Below are 23220 nucleotides of genomic sequence, written 5' to 3' on the forward strand. Positions count from 1 at the left end.
AATATAAAAAATAGTATATATTTATTAAAGATTGGCATGGCTTTCCTCCTTTTATTGTAAGACTTCCATTACTTACATTATACATTATTTTAAATGCAGAATCAAAAATTAATATCTTTATTCTGTGGAGTTCCTTTATCCTCCAGTAAGAGAATACCTAGTTCTCCAACTGAGATTTTTCTTATAGTTTCAGACTATAGGGTATCTTAGGTAAGAAGTGTTAGAATGCAGAACGATTTTTTGTTATAATAGAAAATATTTGTTAGAAAAGAGAAAATACATGACACAGATAATTGATGGAAAGGCTTTAGCAGCCAAGCTACAAGGACAGTTGGCTGAAAAAACAGCTAAATTAAAGGAAGAGACAGGTTTGGTTCCAGGATTGGTCGTTATTTTAGTCGGAGAAAATCCAGCAAGCCAAGTTTACGTACGCAACAAGGAGCGTTCTGCTATCGCTGCAGGCTTCCAAAGTGAAGTCGTGCGAGTTCCGGAGACCATTACTCAAGAGGAATTGTTAGAATTAATCGCTAAATACAATCAAGATCCAGCATGGCATGGGATTTTGGTCCAGCTTCCATTACCAAAACACATCGATGAAGAAGCTGTTTTACTAGCTATTGATCCTGAAAAGGATGTGGATGGTTTCCATCCTCTCAACATGGGACGCCTCTGGTCTGGTCACCCAGTTATGATTCCTTCAACACCTGCAGGGATTATGGAAATGTTTCATGAATATGGGATTGACTTGGAAGGTAAAAATGCGGTCGTAATTGGTCGTTCCAATATTGTCGGGAAGCCTATGGCCCAGTTACTGTTGGCTAAAAATGCAACTGTAACCTTGACCCACTCTCGCACCCATAATTTAGCCCAAGTAGCTTCTAAAGCCGATATTTTGGTCGTAGCTATCGGTCGCGCCAAGTTTGTGACTGCTGACTTTGTCAAACCAGGTGCAGTTGTCATTGATGTAGGGATGAACCGAGATGAAAATGACAAGCTCTGTGGAGATGTTGATTACGATGCTGTTGCACCAATTGCTAGTCATATCACCCCTGTACCTGGTGGAGTTGGTCCAATGACCATTACCATGCTGATGGAACAGACTTATCAGGCTGCTTTAAGAACGCTGGATAAAAATTAAGTTTATGATGAAAAATGGTTGAGATAGTGATATCTCGACTTTTCATTTGCTGTAAAGATACTTATTTCAATTGATGTTTTTCTTTATTTTTTTGTAGTATAATGAAGTAGAGGTGATTAGGTGATTGTAAAAGTTTGTAATGCAGATTATAGTCTCCAGTGGGATGGAATCTATCAATTTGCTCTTGAAAACTATCCACATATTCAAGAATGGGAATTGGAGAAGCTAGCAAAGTTTATTGCTTATGAACAGGACCATTGTCGTCAGACCATTATGGAATGTGAGGATCTTGAATTAAATATACAAATTCATGATTACTTGCAAGAGCATAGCTATTTTCCTCCCTACAGGCCAAGTCATCGCCTTGTAGCTTCTACTTATGATATTCATAGGAAGTTGGTTACTTCAAATTTTTGTAGTCATACTTGTACAGTTGAGGTGGCTCAGGCGATTTTTCAGATTGGAAAACTTATGTCGGCGGTAAAAATATTTGGTAAAAGTGGGGCTGAGCTAGTTACAGATAGTCGTAATGCAGCTTCTGATCCAGCAGACTATTTTGACTATATCATGTTCGGATGGTCTAATACGTCTTCGGGTTACCGACTCGCTATGGAGCGTTTGTTAGGACGGGCACCGTCTGAGGAGGAATTGCAAGAAAAGTTCATTCCTGGCGTTAGTTTTCATTTTCTGTATGAAGAATTAATTCAAGCGCCAGGTTATATCTTTGATGGCTATCATGTTGCGAAGGTAAGAGATAGTTTAGATTTGGATACCTTTCTTCATTTGTGTATCATCCCGTCAAAAGATAAGGCTTGTTTTGAAGGTTTGATTCCTTGTCAATTACAAGATAGAGTGATTTACCTAGACTATGAGGGAGAAGGGTTACAGGCTTGGAATACCAAGGTTAATCAAGTGCTACAAAGTAAGGATAAGTTTAAGGAGTAGTGTATGAAAGAGATTGATCAAGCTCTACTGAAAAAAGTAATCATCGAGCGTCCTCGTTCTAGTCATAAGGGAGACTACGGTCGTCTTCTCTTGATTGGGGGAACGTATCCCTATGAGGGAGCGATTATTATGGCTGCTTTAGGGGCTGTTAGAAGTGGTGCAGGCTTGGTGACAGTAGCAACGGATGAAGAGAATATTCCAGCTCTACATAGCCATCTGCCAGAGGCTATGGCTTTTGACCTTGATGATAAGCAATTACTTGAGCAACAGTTGCAGAAAGCTAATATTGTCTTGGTCGGACCTGGACTAGTGGATGATGAGCGTGGAGAAGAGCTTCTCCAAACAGTCTTTCATCATTTAGTCCAAAATCAGACCCTCATACTGGATGGTGGTGCCCTATCCATTTTTGCTAAGACGGGAATGAAATTTCCTAAGGCTCAGCTTGTTTTAACTCCACATCAAAGGGAATGGCAAGTCTTGTCAGGCTTAGATTTGACTTCCCAAGGAACCGATGAAACAGGGGAGGCCTTGAAGAAATTTCCTACTGGGATGATTCTAGTTCAAAAAGGTCCTGCTACTCGAATCTGGCAAGCAGCTCAAGCTGATTGTTATCAACTGGGTGTTGGTGGTCCTTATCAGGCGACTGGGGGCATGGGAGATACCCTAGCTGGGATGATTGCTGGTTTTGCTGGTCAATTCCCACAAGTTAGTCTCTATGAAAGAGTGACGGTAGCGACCTATCTACATTCAGCCATTGCCCAAGAACTAGCTGAGGACAACTTTGTAGTTCTGCCAACCACGATTAGTCAACATATCCCTGCATTCATGAAAAAAATACAAAAAGACACCTGATTTTTTCAGGTGTCTTTTGATGATTAGAAGAGGCCTTTGACCTTATCTACAAGACCGTTAAGTCCTTCTGATCCTGAGACCAAAACTTGTGCTTGGCTTAGGTACTCACTGAGTTGATCTTTGTTTTCATCAACAAACGTTTTTGCTGCAGAAAAATCTTTGTTCTCAATGAGTTCCTTTACTTGATTAAACAAATCTAATGGGTTCATGAGTTCCCTCCTTTTCTACAATTCTATCCAATCATTTTTTTCAAATCTTGCAAGAAACTTGACTCTTCAAATAAAGTTCAGGGGTGTCAAATGGTGCAAATTTTGATATAATTTTTAGTGATGAACTTTAGAAATAATCGGTATGTGGTTGTAGATTTAGAAGCAACAAGTACTGGAAGTAAGGCGAAAATCATCCAAGTGGGAATTGTAGTCATTGAAGATGGTGAGATTGTTGAACAGTATGCGACTGATGTCAACCCTCATGAACGCTTGGATTCTCATATCAAAGAATTAACGGGTTTGACTGATAAACGTTTGGCAAAGGCTCCAGAGTTTTCTCAGGTGGCTGGAAAGATTTTTGAACTGGTCAAAGACGGTATTTTTGTTGCGCACAATGTTCAGTTCGATGCTAATTTATTGGCAGAATTCCTCTTTTTTGAGGGTTATGAATTGCGCACGCCTCGTATCGATACAGTGGAGTTGGCTCAAGTCTTTTACCCTCAACTTGAGAAGTATAATCTCGGCATTCTTTGCCAAGAGTTGGGGATTCCTCTAGAGCAAGCCCATTCAGCCCTATCTGATGCCCAAGCAACAGCAGAACTCTTTCTTTGTATGAGACAAAAGATGTTTGAACTGCCAAAAGGGTTGTTGGAGCGCTTATTGAGTTTATCAGACAGCTTACTCTATGAATCTTACCTAGTCATCGAGGAAGTTTATCAGAAACAGTCCCTCCTCGTTGAGCACGATTTGGTAGAAGTGCAAGGTTTATTCTTAAGAAAAGAAAAATCAGCTCTTTCTCCGCGAAAACTATCTAAAGATTTCCAGACTAACATTGCCTTGTTGGGTTTGGAGGAAAGAAGCCGACAAGAAGAATTTGCTCAAAAGGTCCAAGAGTTTTTACAAGAGGAAACAATTTCTTTTATTCAGGCTCAAACGGGGATCGGAAAAACCTACGGCTATCTCCTGCCAGCCTTGTCACTTGAAAACGAAGGGGGAATCCTACTTAGTGTTCCGACTAAAATCCTTCAAAATCAGGTAATGCAAGAGGAGGCTAAAAGACTAGAAGAGATTTTCCACATTTCTACTCATAGTCTCAAAGGACCACAGAATTACTTGAAGTTAGATGCCTTTCATGCAGCACTAGAGGAAGAAGAGTCCAATCGTTTGTATACGCGTTTCAAGATGCAACTCCTAGTTTGGCTGACTGAGACTGATACTGGAGACTTAGATGAAATTGGTCAGCTTTATCGCTATCAGCAATTTTTACCAAACTTGGTTCATGATGGAAATCTTCACAAAGATTCTCTCTTTTGGCTAGAGGATTTTTGGAGACGTGGTCAGGAAAAAGCGCGTTCTTGTAAGTTGCTAGTGACAAATCATGCTTACCTCCTTACTCGACTTGAAGATGATCCGAGTCTTTTAGAGGGACGTCTCTTGATTTTGGATGAAGCCCAGAAAATCTTGTTGACCTTGGAAAATCTTTCTCGAAAATCTTATTTGCTAACGGATTTGCTAGATCAACTAGACCAAGCTCTATCAAGGGAAGAAGGCATGCTTGAAAGACGCTTGCTAGAGAGTATTCGTTTTGAGCTTTCTTATCTGCTGGAGCAGTTTCTATCTGGCAAACGGAAGATGTGTCCAGCTAGTAGCATTGACAAGCTCCGACAAGATTTTTCTGAGTTGAATTTACCAGAATTTAAAGACTATCAGAGATTTTTCTCGTCTGAAGGAGAATTTTGGTTATCAGTTTCAGAACTCTCTAGTAAAAAAATCGAGATTACTTCTAGTCGCGATCAACGTTTGCTATTTTCTCAGATATTTCCAGAATCCTGCCAGCTTCTCGGAATCTCTGCAACCCTAGAAATTAGTAGCAGAGTTTCTTTGCCAGAATTGTTAGGATTCCCGCAAGCAAACATTTATTACCTAGATGAACAATTTCAGGAAAATCAGGAAATTTTGTTGGTGAATGATTTTCCGTTGGTGACAGAAATTTCATCTGAGGAATATGCACAAGCAATTGTAGAAGTTCTAGAAGAATTATTCCAGTTTGAAGAACCCATTCTAGTCTTGTTTACTGCGAAAGATTTATTATTGCAGGTATCTGATACTTTAAGAATTCCCCATCTAGCCCAGTACAAGCATGGGGAACCAGCTCAATTAAAAAAACGTTTTGAAAGAGGCGAGCGTGAGCTTTTGCTTGGTGCGGGAAGTTTTTGGGAAGGTGTCGATTTTTCAAGACATCCGCGGGTTATTGAAGTGGTGACTCGTCTACCTTTCCAAAATCCAGAAGATCCTTTTACTAAAAAGATGAACCAAGAGCTCCGCCTTGAAGGGAAAAATCCTTTTTACGATTATCAGCTTCCTATGGCCATTATTCGCCTCAAGCAAGCGATTGGACGAACCATGCGCCGAGTTGGTCAACGCTCCGCAGTTTTGATTTTAGATAGCCGTATGTCAAGTAAACGATATGGCAAACAAATCAGCAAGGCTCTGTCTCGTACCAGTCGAGTAAGGAATATTAGCCGAGAGCAAGTATTCTCAAAAGTTCAAGAATTTTTAAATAAACAATGAAATGAATACCTGAAAGAATGAAGGAGGCCTTTTATGAAACGTTCTCTCGACTCTAGGGTCGATTATAGTTTAATATTACCAGTATTTTGTTTGTTGGTGATTGGAGTTGTAGCTATTTATATAGCAGTTAGTCATGACTACCCAAACAATGTTTGGTCCATACTTGGACAACAACTGGCTTGGATATCGCTAGGGATTGTTTTTAGCTTCATAGTCATGTTTTTTAACACAAAATTTCTCTGGCAGTCCACGCCTTATTTATATGGACTCGGTCTAGCCTTGATGGTCTTGCCTTTAGTCTTCTACAACCCGAGTTTAGTAGCTGCAACTGGTGCGAAAAACTGGGTGTCAATCGGTGGTTATACACTTTTTCAACCCTCCGAATTCATGAAGATATCCTATATTTTGATGCTGGCATACGTTATCGTAACCTTTACCAAGAAACATAAAGACAAAGAACGAACGATTGGTTTAGATTTTTTATTAATTTTGTGGATGATTGTTTTCACGATGCCAGTTATGGTTTTGCTAGCCTTGCAAAGTGACCTTGGTACAGCTATGGTTTTTGTCGCAATCTTTGCAGGACTTGTCTTATTGTCTGGTGTTTCTTGGAAGATTATTATTCCAATTTTTGTAGTAGTTGTATCGGCGATTGCAGGATTCCTAGCAATCTTTATCACAAAAGACGGGCGTGCCTTTATGCATCAGATTGGGATGCCAACTTATCAGATAAATCGTATCCTAGCTTGGCTCAATCCCTTTGATTATGCCCAAACGACTACCTATCAACAGGCGCAGGGTCAAATTGCGATTGGTAGCGGTGGAATTTTTGGTCAAGGCTTTAATGTGTCTAATCTCCTTATTCCAGTCCGCGAGAGTGATATGATTTTCACAGTAATTGCGGAAGATTTTGGATTTATTGGTTCAGTTGTAGTGGTTGCACTCTATCTACTGCTCATCTATCGCATGTTAAAGATTACCCTAAAATCCAATAATCAATTTTATACCTACATCTCAACTGGATTTATCATGATGCTCTTGTTCCATATCTTTGAAAATATTGGTGCGGTTACTGGTCTTCTTCCTCTGACAGGGATTCCTTTGCCCTTTATTTCCCAAGGGGGATCAGCTATTATCAGTAATCTAATTGGTGTCGGTTTGCTGTTATCGATGAGCTACCAAACCCATTTGGCTGATGAAAAGAGTGGTCGAACAAGATTCAAACGTAAAAAAGTTGTATTGAAAAAAGTGAAATAAGGAGGTCGCTATGCCTAAAGTTGCAGTTATCCTAGCAAATGGTTTTGAAGAAATTGAAGCCTTGACGGTCGTAGACGTCATGCGCCGCGCAAATATCACCTGCCATATGGTAGGATTTGAAGATAAAGTGACAGGTTCACATGCCATTCAAGTTCAGGCTGATCGAGTGTTTGATGGTGATTTATCAGAGTATGACATGATTGTCCTTCCAGGAGGTATGCCTGGCGCTGCCCACTTGCGGGACAATGAACAATTAATCACTGAACTTCAAAAATTTGAGAAAATAGGTAAAAAGGTGGCAGCCATCTGTGCTGCTCCAATTGCTTTGAATCGAGCTGGTCTCCTAGAAGGAAGAAACTTCACCTGCTATGATGGAGTCCAAGAACAAATTGCTGACGGTCACTACCACAAAGAAACAGTCGTAGTGGATGGAAATATCATTACGAGCCGTGGACCAGCAACAGCTTTAGCCTTTGCTTACTACTTGGTTGAAACACTGGGCGGAGATGCTGAGTCTCTAAGAAATGGCATGCTCTACACAGACCTATTTGAAAAATAATGAACAAACGGAGGAGAATCTTTCTTGATGGAGAAGATTCTTCTCTTTTTTAATGGCAAAAACCAAGGTAAAAATCGCTTTTTTTTATAAAAAATGGTATAATGAAGGGTATGAAATATCACGATTACATCTGGGATTTAGGTGGAACCCTGCTTGATAATTATGAAACTTCTACAGCAGCTTTTGTAGAAACATTAGCAGAGTTCGGGATTGAGCAGGAACACGATAGTGTTTACGAGGCTTTGAAGATATCGACTGCCTTTGCTATCGAAAAGTATGCTCCAGGTATTGAAAACTTTCTTGAGAAATATAAGGAAAATGAAGCCCGTGAGCTTGAACACCCAGTTTTATTTGATGGGATTCCGGTACTCTTGGAAGAAATATCAAACCAAGGTGGCCGTAATTTCTTGGTTTCTCATCGAAACGATCAGGTATTGGAGATTTTAGCAAAAACTGAGATAGCTCCTTACTTTACAGAAGTAGTGACGGCTAGTTCAGGTTTTAAACGCAAGCCTGATCCTGAATCGATGATTTATTTACGTGATAAGTATCATATAACATCAGGTCTAGTCATTGGTGACCGTGCCATTGATGTAGAAGCAGGACATGCTGCAGGCTTAGATGCCTATCTCTTTGAGGATATTGTGTCCTTAAAACAAGCAATAGACATGTAAGAAAAAGGGGAAAAATGACAGAAGATATTAAAAACCAACAGGCACAAGATTATGATGCCAGTCAAATTCAAGTTTTGGAAGGTCTGGAAGCTGTTCGTATGCGTCCAGGGATGTACATCGGTTCAACTTCGAAAGAGGGTCTTCACCACCTAGTCTGGGAAATTGTAGATAATTCTATCGATGAGGCCTTGGCAGGATTTGCTAGTCATATCGAGGTCTTTATTGAACCTGATGATTCCATTACAGTTATCGATGATGGTCGTGGAATTCCAGTTGGTATCCAAGAGAAAACAGGACGTCCTGCCGTTGAAACAGTCTTTACTGTTCTTCACGCCGGAGGTAAATTCGGCGGTGGCGGATACAAGGTATCTGGTGGACTCCATGGTGTAGGGTCATCAGTTGTAAATGCTCTTTCAACACAGTTGGATGTTCGCGTTCATAAAAATGGAAAGATTCACTACCAAGAATACCGTCGTGGTCATGTTGTTGCAGACCTTGAGGTGATCGGGGATACGGATAAAACAGGGACAATCGTTCACTTTACTCCAGACCCAGAAATTTTTACTGAGACAACGACATTTGATTTTGATAAATTAAATAAACGTATTCAAGAGTTAGCCTTTTTGAACCGCGGGCTTCAAATTTCTATTACTGACAAACGTGAAGGACTTGAACAAACCAAGCATTATCACTACGAAGGCGGGATTGCGAGCTACGTTGAGTACATCAACGAAAACAAGGATGTTATCTTTGATACACCAATCTACACAGATGGTGAAATGGATGATATTACAGTGGAAGTCGCGATGCAGTACACAACGGGTTACCACGAGAATGTCATGAGTTTCGCCAACAATATTCATACCCATGAAGGTGGAACACATGAGCAAGGTTTCCGTACAGCCTTAACTCGTGTTATCAATGACTATGCTCGTAAAAACAAACTTCTAAAAGATAACGAAGATAACCTAACAGGTGAGGATGTCCGTGAAGGATTGACAGCTGTTATCTCTGTGAAGCATCCAAATCCTCAGTTTGAAGGACAAACTAAGACAAAACTTGGAAATAGTGAAGTTGTAAAGATTACCAATCGCCTCTTCAGCGATGCATTCTCTGACTTCCTTTTGGAAAATCCACAGATTGCTAAGCGCATCGTTGAAAAAGGGATTTTGGCTGCCAAAGCGCGTGTTGCTGCCAAGCGTGCGCGTGAAGTTACACGTAAGAAATCTGGTTTAGAAATTTCAAATCTTCCAGGAAAATTAGCGGACTGTTCATCAAACAATCCAGCTGAAACTGAACTTTTCATCGTCGAAGGAGACTCTGCAGGGGGGTCTGCAAAATCAGGACGTAATCGTGAATTCCAAGCCATCTTACCAATTCGTGGTAAAATCCTTAACGTTGAAAAGGCAACTATGGATAAAATCCTTGCAAATGAGGAGATTCGCAGTCTTTTCACAGCTATGGGAACAGGATTTGGCGCAGAGTTCGATGTTAGCAAAGCTCGCTATCAAAAACTGGTTATCATGACAGATGCCGATGTCGATGGAGCCCATATTCGTACTCTCTTGTTAACTCTGATTTATCGCTATATGAAACCCGTTCTAGAGGCTGGTTATGTTTATATCGCTCAACCACCAATTTACGGTGTCAAAGTTGGTAGTGAGATTAAGGAATATATTCAACCTGGCGCAGACCAAGAAGTCCGCCTACAAGAAGCCTTGGCTCGCTACAGCGAAGGTCGTTCCAAACCAACCATTCAACGTTATAAAGGTCTTGGAGAGATGGATGACCACCAACTTTGGGAAACTACGATGAATCCTGAACATCGTCTCATGGCTCGTGTATCAGTAGATGACGCAGCAGAAGCAGATAAGATTTTTGATATGCTCATGGGTGATCGAGTTGAACCACGTCGAGAATTTATCGAAGAAAACGCTGTTTACAGTACTCTTGACGTATAAAAATATTGGGAAATAGTTCCCAATGTTTGAAAAATATGATATAATCATTACAATTGTGTCATGTATAAAAGGAGTTTGATATGTCAAATAATCAGTTGATTATTACTTTGATTGGAATTGCAGTCCTGCTTCTTATTGCTTTTGCAGTAGCAATTTTGCTACGTAAACGAAATGAGAGTAGACTTGCAGCTTTAGAAGAAAGAAAAGAAGAACTATATAACCTTCCTGTTAATGATGAGGTAGAGGTTGTAAAAAACATGCATCTGATCGGTCAAAGTCAGATTGCTTTTAGAGAATGGAACCAAAAATGGGTAGATTTGTCTCTTAACTCTTTTGCAGATATCGAGAATAACCTCTTTGAAGCTGAAGGATACAATAACTCATTCCGTTTCTTGAAAGCTAAGCACCAGATTGATCAAATTGAAAGTCAAATCCAACTTGTTGAAGAAGATATTGCAGAAATTCGTAATGCCTTGTCTGAGTTGGAAAAACAAGAGTCAAAAAATAGTGGACGTGTTCTGCATGCCCTAGATTTATTTGAGAAACTACAAAACACTGTAGCTGAAGATCCTGAAAAATATGGTCAAGCTCTTCCAGAAATTGAAAAACAATTGGAGAACATCCAATCTGAGTTTTCTCAATTTGTAACTTTGAATTCATCAGGGGATCCGGTTGAAGCAGCAGGGATTTTAGATAACGCTGAAAATCATATTTTGGCGTTGACACATATCGTTGAAAGAATTCCAGCGATTGTCACTAAGCTTACTACTGAATTGCCAGAACAACTTGAAGATTTAGAAGCAGGTTACCGCAAGCTTTTAGATGAAAACTACCATTTTGTAGAAACTGATATCGAATCTCGTCTTCAACTTCTCTATGAAGCCTTGAAGAATAATCACGAAAATATCCGTACATTGGAGTTGGATAATGCAGAGTATGAAAACACTCAAATCCAAGAAGAAATCAATGCACTTTATGATATTTTCACTCGTGAAATTGCAGCCCATAAAGCTTTTGAGAAATTGGTAACTACCCTTCCTACCTATCTTAAACACTTGAAAGAAAATAATCAGGTACTGGTTAAAGATATCGAACGTCTTGGGAAAACCTATTTGATTTCAGAAAGCGATGTGAATCGAGTTCGTCGTCTTCAAGCTGATATCTCAGCCTTGAATGCTACTATTGAAGAAATGACTCATGCAGAGTCAGAAGTTTCAGAAGCATATTCTGTCTTACAAGAACGTTTGGAAAATCTCCAATCTACATTAAAAGATATTGAAGATGACCAAATCGGTGTTAGTGAGCGTCTCGTTAAAATTGAAAAAGATGACATCAATGCTCGTCAAAAAGCAAATGTATATGTCAACCGTCTGCATACGATTAAACGCTACATGGAGAAGAGAAATCTTCCAGGAATTCCACAAAAATTCTTGAAGCTCTTCTTTGATGCAAGCCACAGTACAGAAGACTTGATGGCTGAGCTGGAACAAGCACAAGTGAATATCGAATCTGTGAATCGTATCCTTGAGATTGCGACAAATGATATGAATATGTTGGAAGAAGAAACATACAGTATCGTTCAAAATGCAACATTGACAGAACAATTGCTTCAATATTCGAACCGTTACAGATCATTTGATGATCGTATTCAACAAGCTTTCCAGGAAGCTTTGAATATCTTTGAAACAACATTTGATTACCAAGCATCTTTCGAAAAAATCTCTCAAGCATTAGAAGTTGCCGAGCCTGGTGTTACCAATCGCTTCGTTACTTCTTATGAAAAAACAAGAGAAAGTATTCGTTTCTAATTTATAAATGAATCCTAGATTTTTCTAGGATTCTTTTACTTTTCTTTACCTATTTTAAATATTTTTATGCCATGTTTTCATTGAAATTATAGTTCATATTTGATATGATTAGACTATGACAAAAAAGAGATTACCCCAGAATAAAGTAAAGAAGAAAAATAATAAAAAGCTTGGCATTCTTGTCTTGCTTTTGTTTCTAACAATGTTAGCACTCGGTAGTGTGATTACCTATAAAGTGCTGAATAAACAAGCCTTTGAACAGAAGATTGAGAACCTCAAGAAGGAAAAAGATGACGCCTACTCCCAAGGAAGTCAAAAAGAACATTTCCGTAAAGAGAAATCAGAAATCATCACCTATTATCCACTAGTCGGTGACAGCCTTATTTCCCCTATCAAGGATATCATCGTAAAAGACATCACTGACAAAGTAGAAGGTAAAGAACAGTTAATTTTTTATTACTCAGAAAAAGGGGATTCCTCTTTAACTGGGGTTGAAAATCGTTTGATTAAAAAACAGGCCTATGACTTAGCAAATTCTAATGTCGTTGAATTAGAAAATACTACTTTAGACCAGCTGTATCTGAAAGAGGATGGCTCTATCTTTACCTTGGATCAACTCTTTACAGACCCATCTACAGCCAAAGAAAAAATCCTTGAGGGTGTTAAGTCAGCTCTCCTAGATAAAAAAATAGAGCAATCAATTGTCGACCAAGTTTCAGCTGATTTCTCAGCTACAGAATTGTCAAGTTGGAAGTTTGCTTACAAAGATAGTCAATTGGTTCTATATCCAGTTAAGGCAACTACAAATGTTGAAGAGATAGCAATGCCTATTTCAGATTTCTTTGATTATATTCAAACATCCTATCTAACAGAAAAAGATGCTGAACTTTATAAAAAAGTTCAAGCAGAAAAACATAAAAAAGTGGTAGCTCTTACCTTTGATGATGGTCCTGATGGTAATACAACACCACAAGCCTTGGACATCTTAGCTAAGTACAAAATCAAGGCAACCTTCTTTGTACAAGGAAAAAATATTGCAGGTAATGAAGCTATCCTCAAACGTATGCAGGCTGAAGGGCACGAAGTTGGAAACCATAGTTGGAACCATCCAGTTTTAACACAACTCTCATTAGAAGATGCTAAGAAACAAATTACGGATACAGAAACAGCGATCACTAGTGTTCTCGGAAAGAGTTCAAAATTGATGCGCCCACCATATGGTGCCATCTCAGATGATATCCGTAATAGTCTCGATTTGAGCTTTATTATGTGGGATGTTGATAGCTTAGACTGGAAGAGTAAAAACGAAGCAGCCATTCTAACACAAGTCCAACGTCAAACGACAGATGGGTCTATCATCCTCATTCACGATATCCATCAAACATCTGTTAACTCATTGCCAAAAGTTATTGAATATTTGCAGGGACAAGGGTATAGCTTTGTTACAGTCACTGAATTACTAGGGAATCGTGTAAAACCACATGAGATATACTATTCTCGTACCCAATAATTAGATTTAAATTCAATTATTAGAAAAAAACTAAAAAAGATTATTTTTATCTTGACAAGTAGGAAAAAACTTGATATCATATAAAAGATGAGAAAAGCAGAAGTGAGAACTTCTCGCCTTGCGACTAACGTTGTCTGGCCCCTACAGATCAAGTTTCAGAAATGAACTATAATCATGTAGAGCGGATTTGCGTTAGCAAGTCCGCTCTTGTTTTTCTCTAAAATTAAAAAAGAGGTGAAAACCATAGCAAAGCAAGACTTATTCATCAATGATGAAATTCGTGTACGTGAAGTTCGCTTAATCGGTCTTGAGGGCGAACAATTGGGTATCAAACCACTTGGTGAAGCGCAAGCACTTGCGGACGACGCTAATGTGGACTTGGTTCTCATTCAACCTCAAGCTAAACCTCCTGTTGCGAAAATTATGGACTACGGTAAGTTCAAATTTGAGTACCAGAAGAAACAAAAAGAGCAACGCAAAAAACAAAGCGTTGTGACCGTGAAAGAAGTTCGATTGAGCCCAGTTATTGATAAGGGTGATTTCGATACGAAACTTCGCAGTGCTCGCAAGTTCCTTGAAAAAGGGAACAAAGTGAAGGTTTCCATTCGCTTTAAGGGTCGTATGATTACCCATAAAGAGATTGGAGCAAAAGTTTTAGCCGATTTCGCTGAAGCAACTCAAGATATTGCTATCATCGAACAACGTGCTAAAATGGATGGTCGTCAAATGTTCATGCAGTTGGCCCCAGCAACTGACAAGAAATAATCTGTCAGAAAGTTAAAAAAAGGAGAAAATATCATGCCAAAACAAAAAACACACCGCGCATCAGCTAAACGTTTCAAACGTACAGGTTCTGGTGGACTTAAACGTTTCCGTGCTTACACTTCTCACCGTTTCCACGGAAAAACTAAGAAACAACGTCGTCATCTTCGTAAAGCATCTATGGTGCATTCAGGAGATTTCAAACGTATCAAAGCAATGCTTACTCGCTTGAAATAATCGCGTATTTGTAAGTTAACAATTCTAGGAAATATTGGAGGAAATATAAATGGCACGTGTTAAAGGTGGCGTTGTATCACGCAAACGTCGTAAACGTATTTTAAAATTAGCAAAAGGTTACTATGGAGCTAAACACATCTTGTTCCGTACTGCAAAAGAACAAGTAATGAACTCTTACTACTATGCATACCGTGACCGTCGTCAAAAGAAACGTGACTTCCGCAAATTGTGGATCACACGTATCAATGCGGCAGCTCGTATGAACGGACTTTCATACTCACAATTGATGCATGGTTTGAAATTGGCTGAGATCGAAGTTAACCGTAAAATGCTTGCTGACTTGGCTGTTAACGATGCAGCAGCTTTCACAGCTCTTGCAGATGCAGCAAAAGCAAAACTTGGTAAATAATTATTCATAAGACTGGTGCAAGTTTGTTCCAGTCTTTTTTAAACAAAGGAGAAAAGATGGCTTCAAAAATGTTACATACTTGCTTGCGAGTAGAAAATCTTGAAAAATCAATTGCTTTTTATCAAGATGCTTTTGGATTTAAGGAATTGCGTCGTCTGGACTTCCCAGAACACGCTTTTACCATTGTTTATCTAGGTCTTGATGGCGATGATTATGAATTGGAGTTGACTTACAACTACGATCACGGACCTTATGTTGTGGGTGACGGTTTTGCGCACATTGCTCTAAGCACACCTGACCTTGAGGCTCTTCATAAAGAACATAGCGACAAAGGCTACGAAGTTACAGCACCTAATGGACTTCCAGGAACACAACCAAACTATTACTTTGTCAAAGATCCAGATGGATACAAGGTAGAAGTGATTCGTGAAAAATAATAAAAACTCCTCATTTGTCAAATTGAGTTAGACCATTTCACCTGACTCAGAAAAACTTGATAGGGAGGACTGTAGGTCATTTATGTTAGTTTCTTTCAGACAAATGTGTGTGTTTGTCTGAGACTAATATAGATGGCTTTTTCTATCTAGCTTAATGTGACAAATTGAGATATAATAAAAATAATTAAACAAATTAGTGGGAGAAAAAAATGTCAGACCAAAATCCAAATGTAGAGCTAAACAAAGAAGAAGATAAACTAATTGTAGACGATAATTCAGTTAAAAATACGGAGAATGGTCCAAAAGCAGTCAAGAAACCTTCGGCTCTTCTATCTTTCTCATTTTATTTGGCACTTACCTATATTCTTCTATTTATAACTCTTGCTTTATTTACTGCTCCATGGGGGATTGTATTCTTGATTTTTCTAGGTCCTAATTTAATTGCTTACGTTATAGCAACTTTTTTAACTAAGATAGGAATCAAGAAAGTAAATAGAAATTTCTTGTATGCGAGTGCAGGATTTTATTTTCTTTCCGGACTTTTAGCATTCGACCCAGATTGGCAGATGTTTAGGGTCTTTCCTTATCTCTCACTAGTTCTAGTTATAATCGGAATATTTTTAACGAAAGATATAAATAACTAAGTTAAAAAAGCTAGGCGTAACTCTTCTTCGAACTTATTTCATATCATAAAACCATAGCCTTTAAGGCTGTGGTTTTTTAGTTTCATGATTAGAAAGAAATTGTGCTTCTATTTTTTAAAATGGTATAATAGAAAAAGAAAAAGGGAGGTGAGAAAGAATGATTGCCCAACTGGATACGAAAACTGTCTATAGTTTCATGGAGAGCATGGTTTCGATTAAGAGATATGTCAGCCTTGGGAAAGAATATGGCTATTCATCACTTGGCATCATGGATGAAGATAATCTCTATGGAGCCTATTATTTTATCAAAGAATGCCAAAAACAAGGAATTCAGCCTTTATTAGGCCTTGAGATGTCAGTTCATCATAAAGATGAATGGATCAATCTACGCTTTTTAGCCCTGTCAAACCGAGGTTATCAAAACCTGATGAAGCTGTCGTCTTTAAAGATGACAGGTAAAAAAGAATGGACTGATTTCTCTTCCTACCTTGAAGATATTTGTGTCATTGTTCCTTACTATCCTGAAATTGATTCCTTGGACTTAGGGCATGACTACTATATCGGAGTGTATCCAGATACAGCTCAATCGAATTTTTCTCACCCGATTCTCCCTCTTTATCGTGTTAACTCTTTTGAGTTTGAGGATTTAGAAGCTCTACAGATGCTTAAAGCGATTAAAGAGAACGTGACCTTGCGAGAGGTAGATGTTCAATCTCAACAGGGCTTGTTTTTGCCTGCTGAACGTCTTGAACAGGTTTTTCTAGAGAAGTTCCCAATCGCACTGGATAATCTTGCAAGATTGGTCAAGGATACTTCCTACGAGATTGATAGTAGTCTCAAGCTTCCACGTTTCAATCCAGAGAGACCTGCTGTTGAAGAACTTCAGGAGAGAGCTATCAAGGGTTTGGAGCAAAAAGGCTTGCTAGATTCAGTCTATCAGGAACGTTTAGAAGAAGAACTGTCTGTGATTCATGATATGGGATTCGATGACTATTTCTTGGTTGTCTGGGACCTTTTACGTTTTGGTCGTTCTCAAGGTTATTATATGGGGATGGGACGCGGCTCCGCAGTTGGAAGTTTAGTAGCCTACGCCCTAGATATTACTGGAATTGATCCTGTAGCTAAAAATCTTATCTTTGAGCGCTTCTTAAATCGTGAACGTTACACCATGCCAGATATTGATATTGATATCCCAGATATCTATCGTCCAGAGTTTATTCGCTATGTTCGTGACCGTTATGGTAGTATCCATGCTGCGCAGATTGTCACTTATTCAACCTTTGGAGCCAAGCAGGCCATCCGAGACATCTTCAAACGTTATGGTGTCCCTGAATATGAATTGACGGCCATTACGAAAAAAATAGGTTCTAAAGATACTCTAACGACAGCCTATGAAGGCAATCTAGGTTTTAGACAACTCATTCAGAGTAAGATGGAGTACCAAAAGGCCTTTGAAATTGCCAAAAAGATTGAAGGTTATCCACGACAGACTTCTATCCATGCAGCTGGTGTCGTTATCAGTGATAAAAATCTAACAGATTATATCCCTCTCAAGTATGGAGAGGATATGCTCATTACCCAATATGATGCCCATGGAGTTGAAGGAAATGGCCTGCTCAAGATGGATTTCTTGGGCCTACGAAACTTAACCTTTGCTCAAAAAATGCAGGAGCTCTTATATGAAACTCAAGGTAGTTCACTAAGAATTGAGGATATTGATCTTGAAGATAAAGCAACCTTAGCCCTCTTTGCTGCAGGTAAGACCAAGGGAATCTTTCAGTTTGAACAACCTGGAGCCATACGCTTATTGAAACGCGTGAAACCACAAAATTTTGAAGAAGTAGTGGCGACGACTTCCTTGAACCGACCAGGTGCGAGTGACTATATAGATAACTTTGTTGCCAGAAAACATGGTAAAGAAAAAGTTACAGTACTTGACCCTATACTAGAAGATATTTTAGCTCCGACCTATGGCATCATGCTTTACCAAGAACAGGTCATGCAAGTAGCTCAACGCTATGCAGGTTTCAGTCTTGGAAAAGCCGATATCTTGCGTCGTGCTATGGGGAAAAAGAATGCTGCCGAGATGCACCGAATGGAGGAGAGTTTTATTCAAGGGGCCCTCGAAAAAGGGCATGGACAAAAACAGGCTCAAGAAGTTTTTGCCGTAATGGAAAAATTTGCCGGTTATGGATTTAACCGTTCGCATGCTTATGCTTATGCTGCCTTAGCTTTTCAGCTTGCCTACTTTAAAACACATTTTCCAGCAATCTTCTATCAGGTCATGCTCAATTATGCTAGCGGGGATTATATTCTCGATGCGCTTGAAATGGGCTTTGAACTGACTCCGCTTTCTATCAACACAGTTCCATATCAAGATAAACTAGCAGATAAGACAATCCATCTAGGACTCAAGAGTATCAAGGGAATGACTCGTGATTTTGCCTACTGGATTATCGAGCATCGTCCATTTAGCAGTGTTGAAGATTTCATCACACGATTACCGAAAAATTATCAAAAGATTAGCCTCTTAACCCCTTTAGTGGAAGTTGGTTTGTTTGATAATTTTGAGAAAAATCGTCAAAAAATCTTAACCAACCTACCAACTCTATTTATCTTTGTAGAAGAATTAGGTAGCCTCTTTGCGGATTCTAGCTATAGTTGGACAGATACAGAGGACTTTTCAAATATTGAGAAATTCCAAAAAGAGCAGGAATGGTTAGGAGTTGGAATTAGCCAACACCCATTGCTGGTTTTAGCGAAGAATCCTTTGTATCCGATCGTGAGTTTATCTGAGCTTTCCGAAGGCCAGACAGCTACAGTGCTCGTTGAAATTCAGTCTATCCGAGTGATTCGAACTAAAAAAGGTGAAAACATGGCCTTTTTGAAAGTTACTGATAGTAAAACAAGTCTGGAGGTCACTGTTTTTTCTGAACAGTACCGACAATTTAAAAATCTTTTGCACGAAGGAAGTTTCTATTACCTAAATGGAAAAGTACAAGCCAGAGATGGTCGTCTTCAATTAGTTTTAAATAATTTAAAAGAGGCAGTGAGTGAGCGTTTTTGGATTCAAGTTCCCAATCATGACCACGATTCTGAAATTTATCATATTTTAGATCACTACAAGGGACAAATTCCTGTTGTCATTCGTTATGAAAATGAACAAAAAAATATTCTTTTGCCTGGTTATTTAGTTGCAAAAGACGCTGGCTTACAAGAATCTTTAAAACAGATTGTCATGAAAACGATTTATCGTTAAAAATCAATGAAAATAAAAGAATTTTAACTTTAAATATGGTATAATCAGTTAGAATGTTAAAAGAAAAAGGAGCAAAACCAAATGAAACGTATTGCTGTTTTGACTAGTGGTGGGGACGCCCCTGGTATGAATGCTGCCATTCGTGCAGTTGTTCGTCAAGCAATCTCAGAAGGAATGGAAGTTTTTGGTATCTATGATGGATACGCTGGTATGGTTGCTGGTGAAATTTATCCACTTGATGCTGCTTCAGTAGGAGACATCATTTCACGTGGTGGTACTTTCCTTCACTCAGCTCGTTACCCTGAGTTTGCAAAACTCGAAGGTCAACTTAAAGGGATTGAGCAATTGAAAAAACACGGTATCGAAGGTGTCGTGGTTATCGGTGGTGATGGTTCTTATCATGGAGCTATGCGATTGACTGAGCATGGATTCCCTGCTATCGGACTTCCAGGAACAATCGATAACGATATCGTAGGTACTGACTTTACAATCGGATTTGACACTGCAGTAACAACTGCAATGGATGCAATCGATAAGATTCGTGATACATCATCAAGTCACCGTCGTACTTTCGTTGTTGAAGTAATGGGACGTAACGCTGGAGATATCGCCCTTTGGGCAGGTATCGCAACTGGTGCTGACGAAATCATCATCCCTGAAGAAGGTTTCCAATTTGAAGATATCGTAGCAAGCATCAAAGCTGGATATGAACACGGAAAAAAACACAACATTATCGTTTTAGCAGAAGGTGTCATGTCAGCAGCTGAATTTGGTCAAAAACTAAAAGAAGCTGGCGATACAAGCGACCTTCGTGTAACTGAACTTGGTCACATCCAACGTGGTGGTTCACCAACAGCTCGTGACCGTGTATTGGCGTCACGTATGGGCGCACACGCTGTTAAACTCCTTAAACAAGGAATCGGTGGTGTTGCTGTCGGTATTCGTAACGAGAAAATGGTTGAAAATCCAATTCTTGGAACAGCAGAAGAGGGAGCTTTGTTTAGCTTAACAGCTGATGGTAAGATTGTAGTCAATAACCCTCATAAAGCTGATATTGAACTCTCTGACTTGAACAAGAGCTTGTCATAATCAACTTTAACTAATCTGGTAAAATGACCATAAAAGGTCGAATTATATAAAGGAGTCACAAAATCATGAACAAACGTGTAAAAATCGTTGCAACTTTGGGTCCTGCGGTAGAAATCCGTGGTGGAAAAAAATTCGGTGAAGATGGATACTGGGGTGAAAAACTTGACGTTGAAGCTTCAGCTAAAAACATTGCTAAATTGATTGAAGCAGGAGCTAACACTTTCCGTTTCAACTTCTCACACGGTGACCACCAAGAACAAGGTGAACGTATGGCAACTGTTAAACTTGCAGAAAAACTTGCAGGTAAAAAAGTTGGTTTCCTTCTTGATACTAAAGGACCAGAAATCCGTACTGAATTGTTCGAAGGTGAAGCTAAAGAGTACTCATACAAAACTGGTGAAAAAATCCGTGTTGCAACTAAACAAGGAATCAAATCAACTCGTGAAGTGATTGCTTTGAACGTTGCAGGTGCGCTTGACATCTATGATGACGTTGAAGTTGGTCGCCAAGTATTGGTTGACGATGGTAAATTGGGTCTTCGTGTTGTAGAAAAAGATGATGCAACTCGTGAATTTGTCGTTGAAGTTGAAAACGACGGTGTGATCGCTAAACAAAAAGGTGTGAACATCCCTAACACTAAAATTCCTTTCCCTGCTCTTGCTGAACGTGATAACGACGATATTCGTTTCGGTTTGGAACAAGGTATTAACTTTATTGCGATCTCATTCGTACGTACTGCTAAAGATGTTAACGAAGTTCGTGCTATCTGTGAAGAAACTGGTAATGGTCACGTTCAATTGTTTGCTAAAATCGAAAACCAACAAGGTATCGATAACTTGGACGAAATCATTGAAGCTGCTGACGGAATCATGATCGCTCGTGGTGACATGGGTATCGAAGTACCATTCGAAATGGTTCCAGTTTACCAAAAAATGATCATCACTAAAGTAAACGCTGCTGGTAAAGTTGTTATCACTGCAACAAACATGCTTGAAACAATGACTGAAAAACCACGTGCAACTCGTTCAGAAGTATCAGACGTATTCAACGCTGTTATCGACGGAACTGACGCTACAATGCTTTCAGGTGAGTCTGCAAATGGTAAATACCCACTTGAGTCAGTTACAACAATGGCTACAATTGACAAGAACGCTCAAACTCTTCTTAACGAATACGGACGTTTGAACTCAGATTCATTTGAACGTAACTCTAAGACAGAAGTTATGGCTTCAGCAGTTAAAGATGCTACAAATTCAATGGACATCAAATTGGTTGTAACTCTTACTAAGACTGGTCACACAGCACGTTTGATCTCTAAATACCGTCCAAATGCTGATATCTTGGCATTGACATTTGACGAATTGACAGAACGTGGATTGATGTTGAACTGGGGTGTTATCCCAATGTTGACAGAAGCTCCATCATCAACTGATGACATGTTTGAAATTGCTGAACGTAAAGCAGTTGAAGCAGGTCTTGTACAATCTGGTGACGATATTGTTATCGTTGCAGGTGTGCCACTTGGTGAAGCAGTTCGTACAAACACAATGCGTATCCGCACTGTACGTTAATCTAACATTAAAAACCTATCATATCAGGCTTTATAGCTTGTATGATAGGTCTTTTTTTGTTTCATAAGGTCCAGACCCTATTCGTTTAAGAAAAGAAAAAACTCTCTGGTTTTCCAGAGAGTGTGAGAGGCATCTCCATGTGAGAAACTGGTTCACACAATTTCTCAAGGTCCGCTCCTGCGTTATGACCTCCTTTGCGCAATTGTAGCTCTTGCTACATATCGACTCATCGCAGACTTTATTGTACTATAGGGGGTAATAGTTTGTCAAGAAAAAAACAGTCCCTAAAAAAGGAACTGATGAATGATGCTAATTGCCGGGATCGAACCGGCGACCTCATCCTTACCATGGATGCGCTCTGCCTACTGAGCTAAATCAGCTTACTTTGAAAGTATACTATAGATTTAAGCTTTTGTCAATATGCTAATTAGTATGGTAACTCATTGGAAAAGCCCAAGTAATAAACTTGGGCTTGTGAAAATTAGACTATTGTAATTTCTCTCTCTTTTTATCTGGGTTCCAAACAAAACTTGCAACAAAGGTAAAGAGGATTGTCAGAATTCCGATTATAATTGCTAGAATCAAGGCAGGGATACGGATGAGCCACCACAGTGGATTTGGTTTTTTATTGTTGTGCCACTGTTTTGTTTCCTCATCTAGGCGTTGAAATTCAGATTGGATGCGGTCTGCAACCATCTCAATTCCCTCATCATTCATCTTTTTAATATCTGAGATATCAATCGGATTTCCGAAGTTCATATCAATACGTTCACGGCTGACAAGTCCTTTTAGAGTCATAGGACCAGTATAGGTAACTGGCATAATCCGAACCTTAGCCATCTTTGCGATGAGGGCTACACCACCCTTAACATCATTGGAATGACGACTACCACTTGGAAACATAATCAGTGAGCGATTGCTCTTTTTAAGAACATTAATTGGATATTTGATAGCAGAAGAACCTGGGTTATCACGGTCGATAGGGAAAGCACCACACATGCGAATCCACCAACCAAAGATGCGATTTGAAAAGAGTTCTTTTTTTGCCATAAAGACAAATTGCTTTGGTTTTGTTGCAAAAGCCATATAGACTGGATCCCACCAGGTACGGTGTGGCGCAACAAGGATATAGTTTTCATCTAAACTTGGAATTTTTTCAGTATTGTGAAAGTGAGCATTTCCGTTGATTGACCATAGAATCAACATAACCAGCCCACGCAGATAAGTATAAAACATGATGTCTCCTTCAGTTTTCTTTCTTTTATTATACCTTATCATACTAGGACAGGCAAATGTTTTTTGTTTAGGCGGAATAGCTTTTTATATGA

20 protein-coding genes, 1 tRNA gene and 1 other annotated feature are annotated in these 23220 nt (G+C 39.2%); of the genes, 18 read left to right on the forward strand and 3 right to left on the reverse strand.

Translation table 11 applies throughout. The annotated features are described in order from the left end of the window. Window positions 1-280 precede the first annotated feature (280 nt). The 3 genes from NML75_RS05170 (at window position 281) to NML75_RS05180 (ending at window position 2935) form a co-directional block, all read left to right on the forward strand. Entirely contained in the window at window positions 281-1138 is an 858-nt protein-coding gene (locus NML75_RS05170; RefSeq protein ID WP_004253833.1) for a bifunctional methylenetetrahydrofolate dehydrogenase/methenyltetrahydrofolate cyclohydrolase, read from the forward strand. A 120-nt stretch (window positions 1139-1258) separates the two neighbouring features. Then, window positions 1259-2083 (forward strand): phosphate ABC transporter ATPase, encoded by an 825-nt coding sequence (locus NML75_RS05175; RefSeq protein ID WP_254804224.1) that lies wholly within the window; start codon window positions 1259-1261, stop codon window positions 2081-2083. A 3-nt stretch (window positions 2084-2086) separates the two neighbouring features. Next, window positions 2087-2935, forward strand: coding sequence for an NAD(P)H-hydrate dehydratase (locus NML75_RS05180; RefSeq protein ID WP_004253838.1), 849 nt, complete (start codon window positions 2087-2089; stop codon window positions 2933-2935). Window positions 2936-2958: 23 nt separating this feature from the next. Here NML75_RS05180 and NML75_RS05185 read toward each other — a convergent pair whose 3' ends face one another. Further along, window positions 2959-3144 carry a hypothetical protein gene (locus NML75_RS05185; RefSeq protein ID WP_049494894.1) on the reverse strand — a complete coding sequence of 62 codons (186 nt, stop codon included), beginning with the start codon at window positions 3142-3144 and terminating at the stop codon, window positions 2959-2961. A gap of 120 nt (window positions 3145-3264) precedes the next feature. Between NML75_RS05185 and NML75_RS05190 the strand changes: the two genes are divergently transcribed. From NML75_RS05190 to pyk, 15 genes are all read left to right on the forward strand, one after another. Then, window positions 3265-5715 (forward strand): bifunctional DnaQ family exonuclease/ATP-dependent helicase, encoded by a 2451-nt coding sequence (locus NML75_RS05190; protein WP_254804225.1) that lies wholly within the window; start codon window positions 3265-3267, stop codon window positions 5713-5715. Between the two features lie 33 nt (window positions 5716-5748). Then, window positions 5749-6972, forward strand: a complete 1224-nt coding sequence (locus tag NML75_RS05195) for an FtsW/RodA/SpoVE family cell cycle protein (RefSeq protein WP_004253849.1) — start codon at window positions 5749-5751, stop codon at window positions 6970-6972. A gap of 10 nt (window positions 6973-6982) precedes the next feature. Next, the gene (locus NML75_RS05200; protein WP_004253852.1) at window positions 6983-7531 is read left to right on the forward strand and encodes a DJ-1 family glyoxalase III; all 549 of its coding nucleotides are present in this window, start codon (window positions 6983-6985) and stop codon (window positions 7529-7531) included. 110 nt (window positions 7532-7641) lie between these two features. Next, on the forward strand, window positions 7642-8205 hold the full coding sequence (locus tag NML75_RS05205) for an HAD family hydrolase (RefSeq protein WP_025170584.1): 564 nt from the start codon (window positions 7642-7644) through the stop codon (window positions 8203-8205). 14 nt (window positions 8206-8219) lie between these two features. Further along, window positions 8220-10166 (forward strand): DNA topoisomerase (ATP-hydrolyzing) subunit B, encoded by a 1947-nt coding sequence (gyrB, locus tag NML75_RS05210; protein ID WP_254804226.1) that lies wholly within the window; start codon window positions 8220-8222, stop codon window positions 10164-10166. Window positions 10167-10246: 80 nt separating this feature from the next. Further along, window positions 10247-11974, forward strand: a complete 1728-nt coding sequence (gene ezrA / locus NML75_RS05215; protein ID WP_254804227.1) for a septation ring formation regulator EzrA — start codon at window positions 10247-10249, stop codon at window positions 11972-11974. Window positions 11975-12089: 115 nt separating this feature from the next. Beyond that, window positions 12090-13484 (forward strand): peptidoglycan-N-acetylglucosamine deacetylase PgdA, encoded by a 1395-nt coding sequence (gene pgdA / locus NML75_RS05220; protein ID WP_254804228.1) that lies wholly within the window; start codon window positions 12090-12092, stop codon window positions 13482-13484. 88 nt (window positions 13485-13572) lie between these two features. Next, window positions 13573-13703: a sequence feature (ribosomal protein L20 leader region), on the forward strand. A gap of 15 nt (window positions 13704-13718) precedes the next feature. After that, window positions 13719-14249, forward strand: coding sequence for a translation initiation factor IF-3 (gene infC / locus NML75_RS05225; protein WP_004253871.1), 531 nt, complete (start codon window positions 13719-13721; stop codon window positions 14247-14249). 33 nt (window positions 14250-14282) lie between these two features. Further along, complete coding sequence (gene rpmI, locus NML75_RS05230) at window positions 14283-14483, forward strand: 50S ribosomal protein L35 (RefSeq protein WP_001125942.1); 201 nt, start codon at window positions 14283-14285, stop codon at window positions 14481-14483. Between the two features lie 49 nt (window positions 14484-14532). Beyond that, entirely contained in the window at window positions 14533-14892 is a 360-nt protein-coding gene (rplT, locus tag NML75_RS05235) for a 50S ribosomal protein L20 (RefSeq protein WP_000124834.1), read from the forward strand. 56 nt (window positions 14893-14948) lie between these two features. Then, a complete protein-coding gene (gene gloA, locus NML75_RS05240; RefSeq protein ID WP_254804229.1) occupies window positions 14949-15329 on the forward strand; it encodes a lactoylglutathione lyase in 381 nt (126 codons plus the stop codon). A gap of 209 nt (window positions 15330-15538) precedes the next feature. Next, the gene (locus NML75_RS05245; protein ID WP_254804230.1) at window positions 15539-15973 is read left to right on the forward strand and encodes a hypothetical protein; all 435 of its coding nucleotides are present in this window, start codon (window positions 15539-15541) and stop codon (window positions 15971-15973) included. 157 nt (window positions 15974-16130) lie between these two features. Continuing rightward, on the forward strand, window positions 16131-19232 hold the full coding sequence (locus tag NML75_RS05250; protein ID WP_254804231.1) for a DNA polymerase III subunit alpha: 3102 nt from the start codon (window positions 16131-16133) through the stop codon (window positions 19230-19232). An 81-nt stretch (window positions 19233-19313) separates the two neighbouring features. Then, complete coding sequence (gene pfkA, locus NML75_RS05255) at window positions 19314-20321, forward strand: 6-phosphofructokinase (protein ID WP_074324285.1); 1008 nt, start codon at window positions 19314-19316, stop codon at window positions 20319-20321. Window positions 20322-20386: 65 nt separating this feature from the next. Then, window positions 20387-21892 (forward strand): pyruvate kinase, encoded by a 1506-nt coding sequence (pyk, locus tag NML75_RS05260; RefSeq protein WP_074324240.1) that lies wholly within the window; start codon window positions 20387-20389, stop codon window positions 21890-21892. A gap of 307 nt (window positions 21893-22199) precedes the next feature. Here the strand turns inward: pyk and NML75_RS05265 are convergent. Further along, window positions 22200-22272: transfer RNA gene (locus NML75_RS05265), tRNA-Thr, on the reverse strand. A 106-nt stretch (window positions 22273-22378) separates the two neighbouring features. Then, on the reverse strand, window positions 22379-23128 hold the full coding sequence (locus NML75_RS05270; RefSeq protein WP_004253887.1) for a lysophospholipid acyltransferase family protein: 750 nt from the start codon (window positions 23126-23128) through the stop codon (window positions 22379-22381). Window positions 23129-23220 lie beyond the last annotated feature (92 nt).

It is taken from the genome of Streptococcus sp. CF4-3 (assembly GCF_024295385.1).
GTDB lineage: Bacteria > Bacillota > Bacilli > Lactobacillales > Streptococcaceae > Streptococcus > Streptococcus infantis_I.

Coding starts and splice junctions, on each gene's coding strand:
- pyk (WP_074324240.1), top strand. CDS start 20,387: ATGAACAAACGTGTAAAAATCGTTGCAACTTTGGGTCCTGCGGTAGAA.
- ezrA (WP_254804227.1), top strand. CDS start 10,247: ATGTCAAATAATCAGTTGATTATTACTTTGATTGGAATTGCAGTCCTG.
- pfkA (WP_074324285.1), top strand. CDS start 19,314: ATGAAACGTATTGCTGTTTTGACTAGTGGTGGGGACGCCCCTGGTATG.
- NML75_RS05250 (WP_254804231.1), top strand. CDS start 16,131: ATGATTGCCCAACTGGATACGAAAACTGTCTATAGTTTCATGGAGAGC.
- NML75_RS05180 (WP_004253838.1), top strand. CDS start 2,087: ATGAAAGAGATTGATCAAGCTCTACTGAAAAAAGTAATCATCGAGCGT.
- NML75_RS05245 (WP_254804230.1), top strand. CDS start 15,539: ATGTCAGACCAAAATCCAAATGTAGAGCTAAACAAAGAAGAAGATAAA.
- NML75_RS05190 (WP_254804225.1), top strand. CDS start 3,265: ATGAACTTTAGAAATAATCGGTATGTGGTTGTAGATTTAGAAGCAACA.
- NML75_RS05195 (WP_004253849.1), top strand. CDS start 5,749: ATGAAACGTTCTCTCGACTCTAGGGTCGATTATAGTTTAATATTACCA.
- NML75_RS05170 (WP_004253833.1), top strand. CDS start 281: ATGACACAGATAATTGATGGAAAGGCTTTAGCAGCCAAGCTACAAGGA.
- NML75_RS05200 (WP_004253852.1), top strand. CDS start 6,983: ATGCCTAAAGTTGCAGTTATCCTAGCAAATGGTTTTGAAGAAATTGAA.
- pgdA (WP_254804228.1), top strand. CDS start 12,090: ATGACAAAAAAGAGATTACCCCAGAATAAAGTAAAGAAGAAAAATAAT.
- rpmI (WP_001125942.1), top strand. CDS start 14,283: ATGCCAAAACAAAAAACACACCGCGCATCAGCTAAACGTTTCAAACGT.
- rplT (WP_000124834.1), top strand. CDS start 14,533: ATGGCACGTGTTAAAGGTGGCGTTGTATCACGCAAACGTCGTAAACGT.
- gyrB (WP_254804226.1), top strand. CDS start 8,220: ATGACAGAAGATATTAAAAACCAACAGGCACAAGATTATGATGCCAGT.
- NML75_RS05205 (WP_025170584.1), top strand. CDS start 7,642: ATGAAATATCACGATTACATCTGGGATTTAGGTGGAACCCTGCTTGAT.
- NML75_RS05185 (WP_049494894.1), bottom strand. CDS start 3,144: ATGAACCCATTAGATTTGTTTAATCAAGTAAAGGAACTCATTGAGAAC.
- NML75_RS05270 (WP_004253887.1), bottom strand. CDS start 23,128: ATGTTTTATACTTATCTGCGTGGGCTGGTTATGTTGATTCTATGGTCA.
- gloA (WP_254804229.1), top strand. CDS start 14,949: ATGGCTTCAAAAATGTTACATACTTGCTTGCGAGTAGAAAATCTTGAA.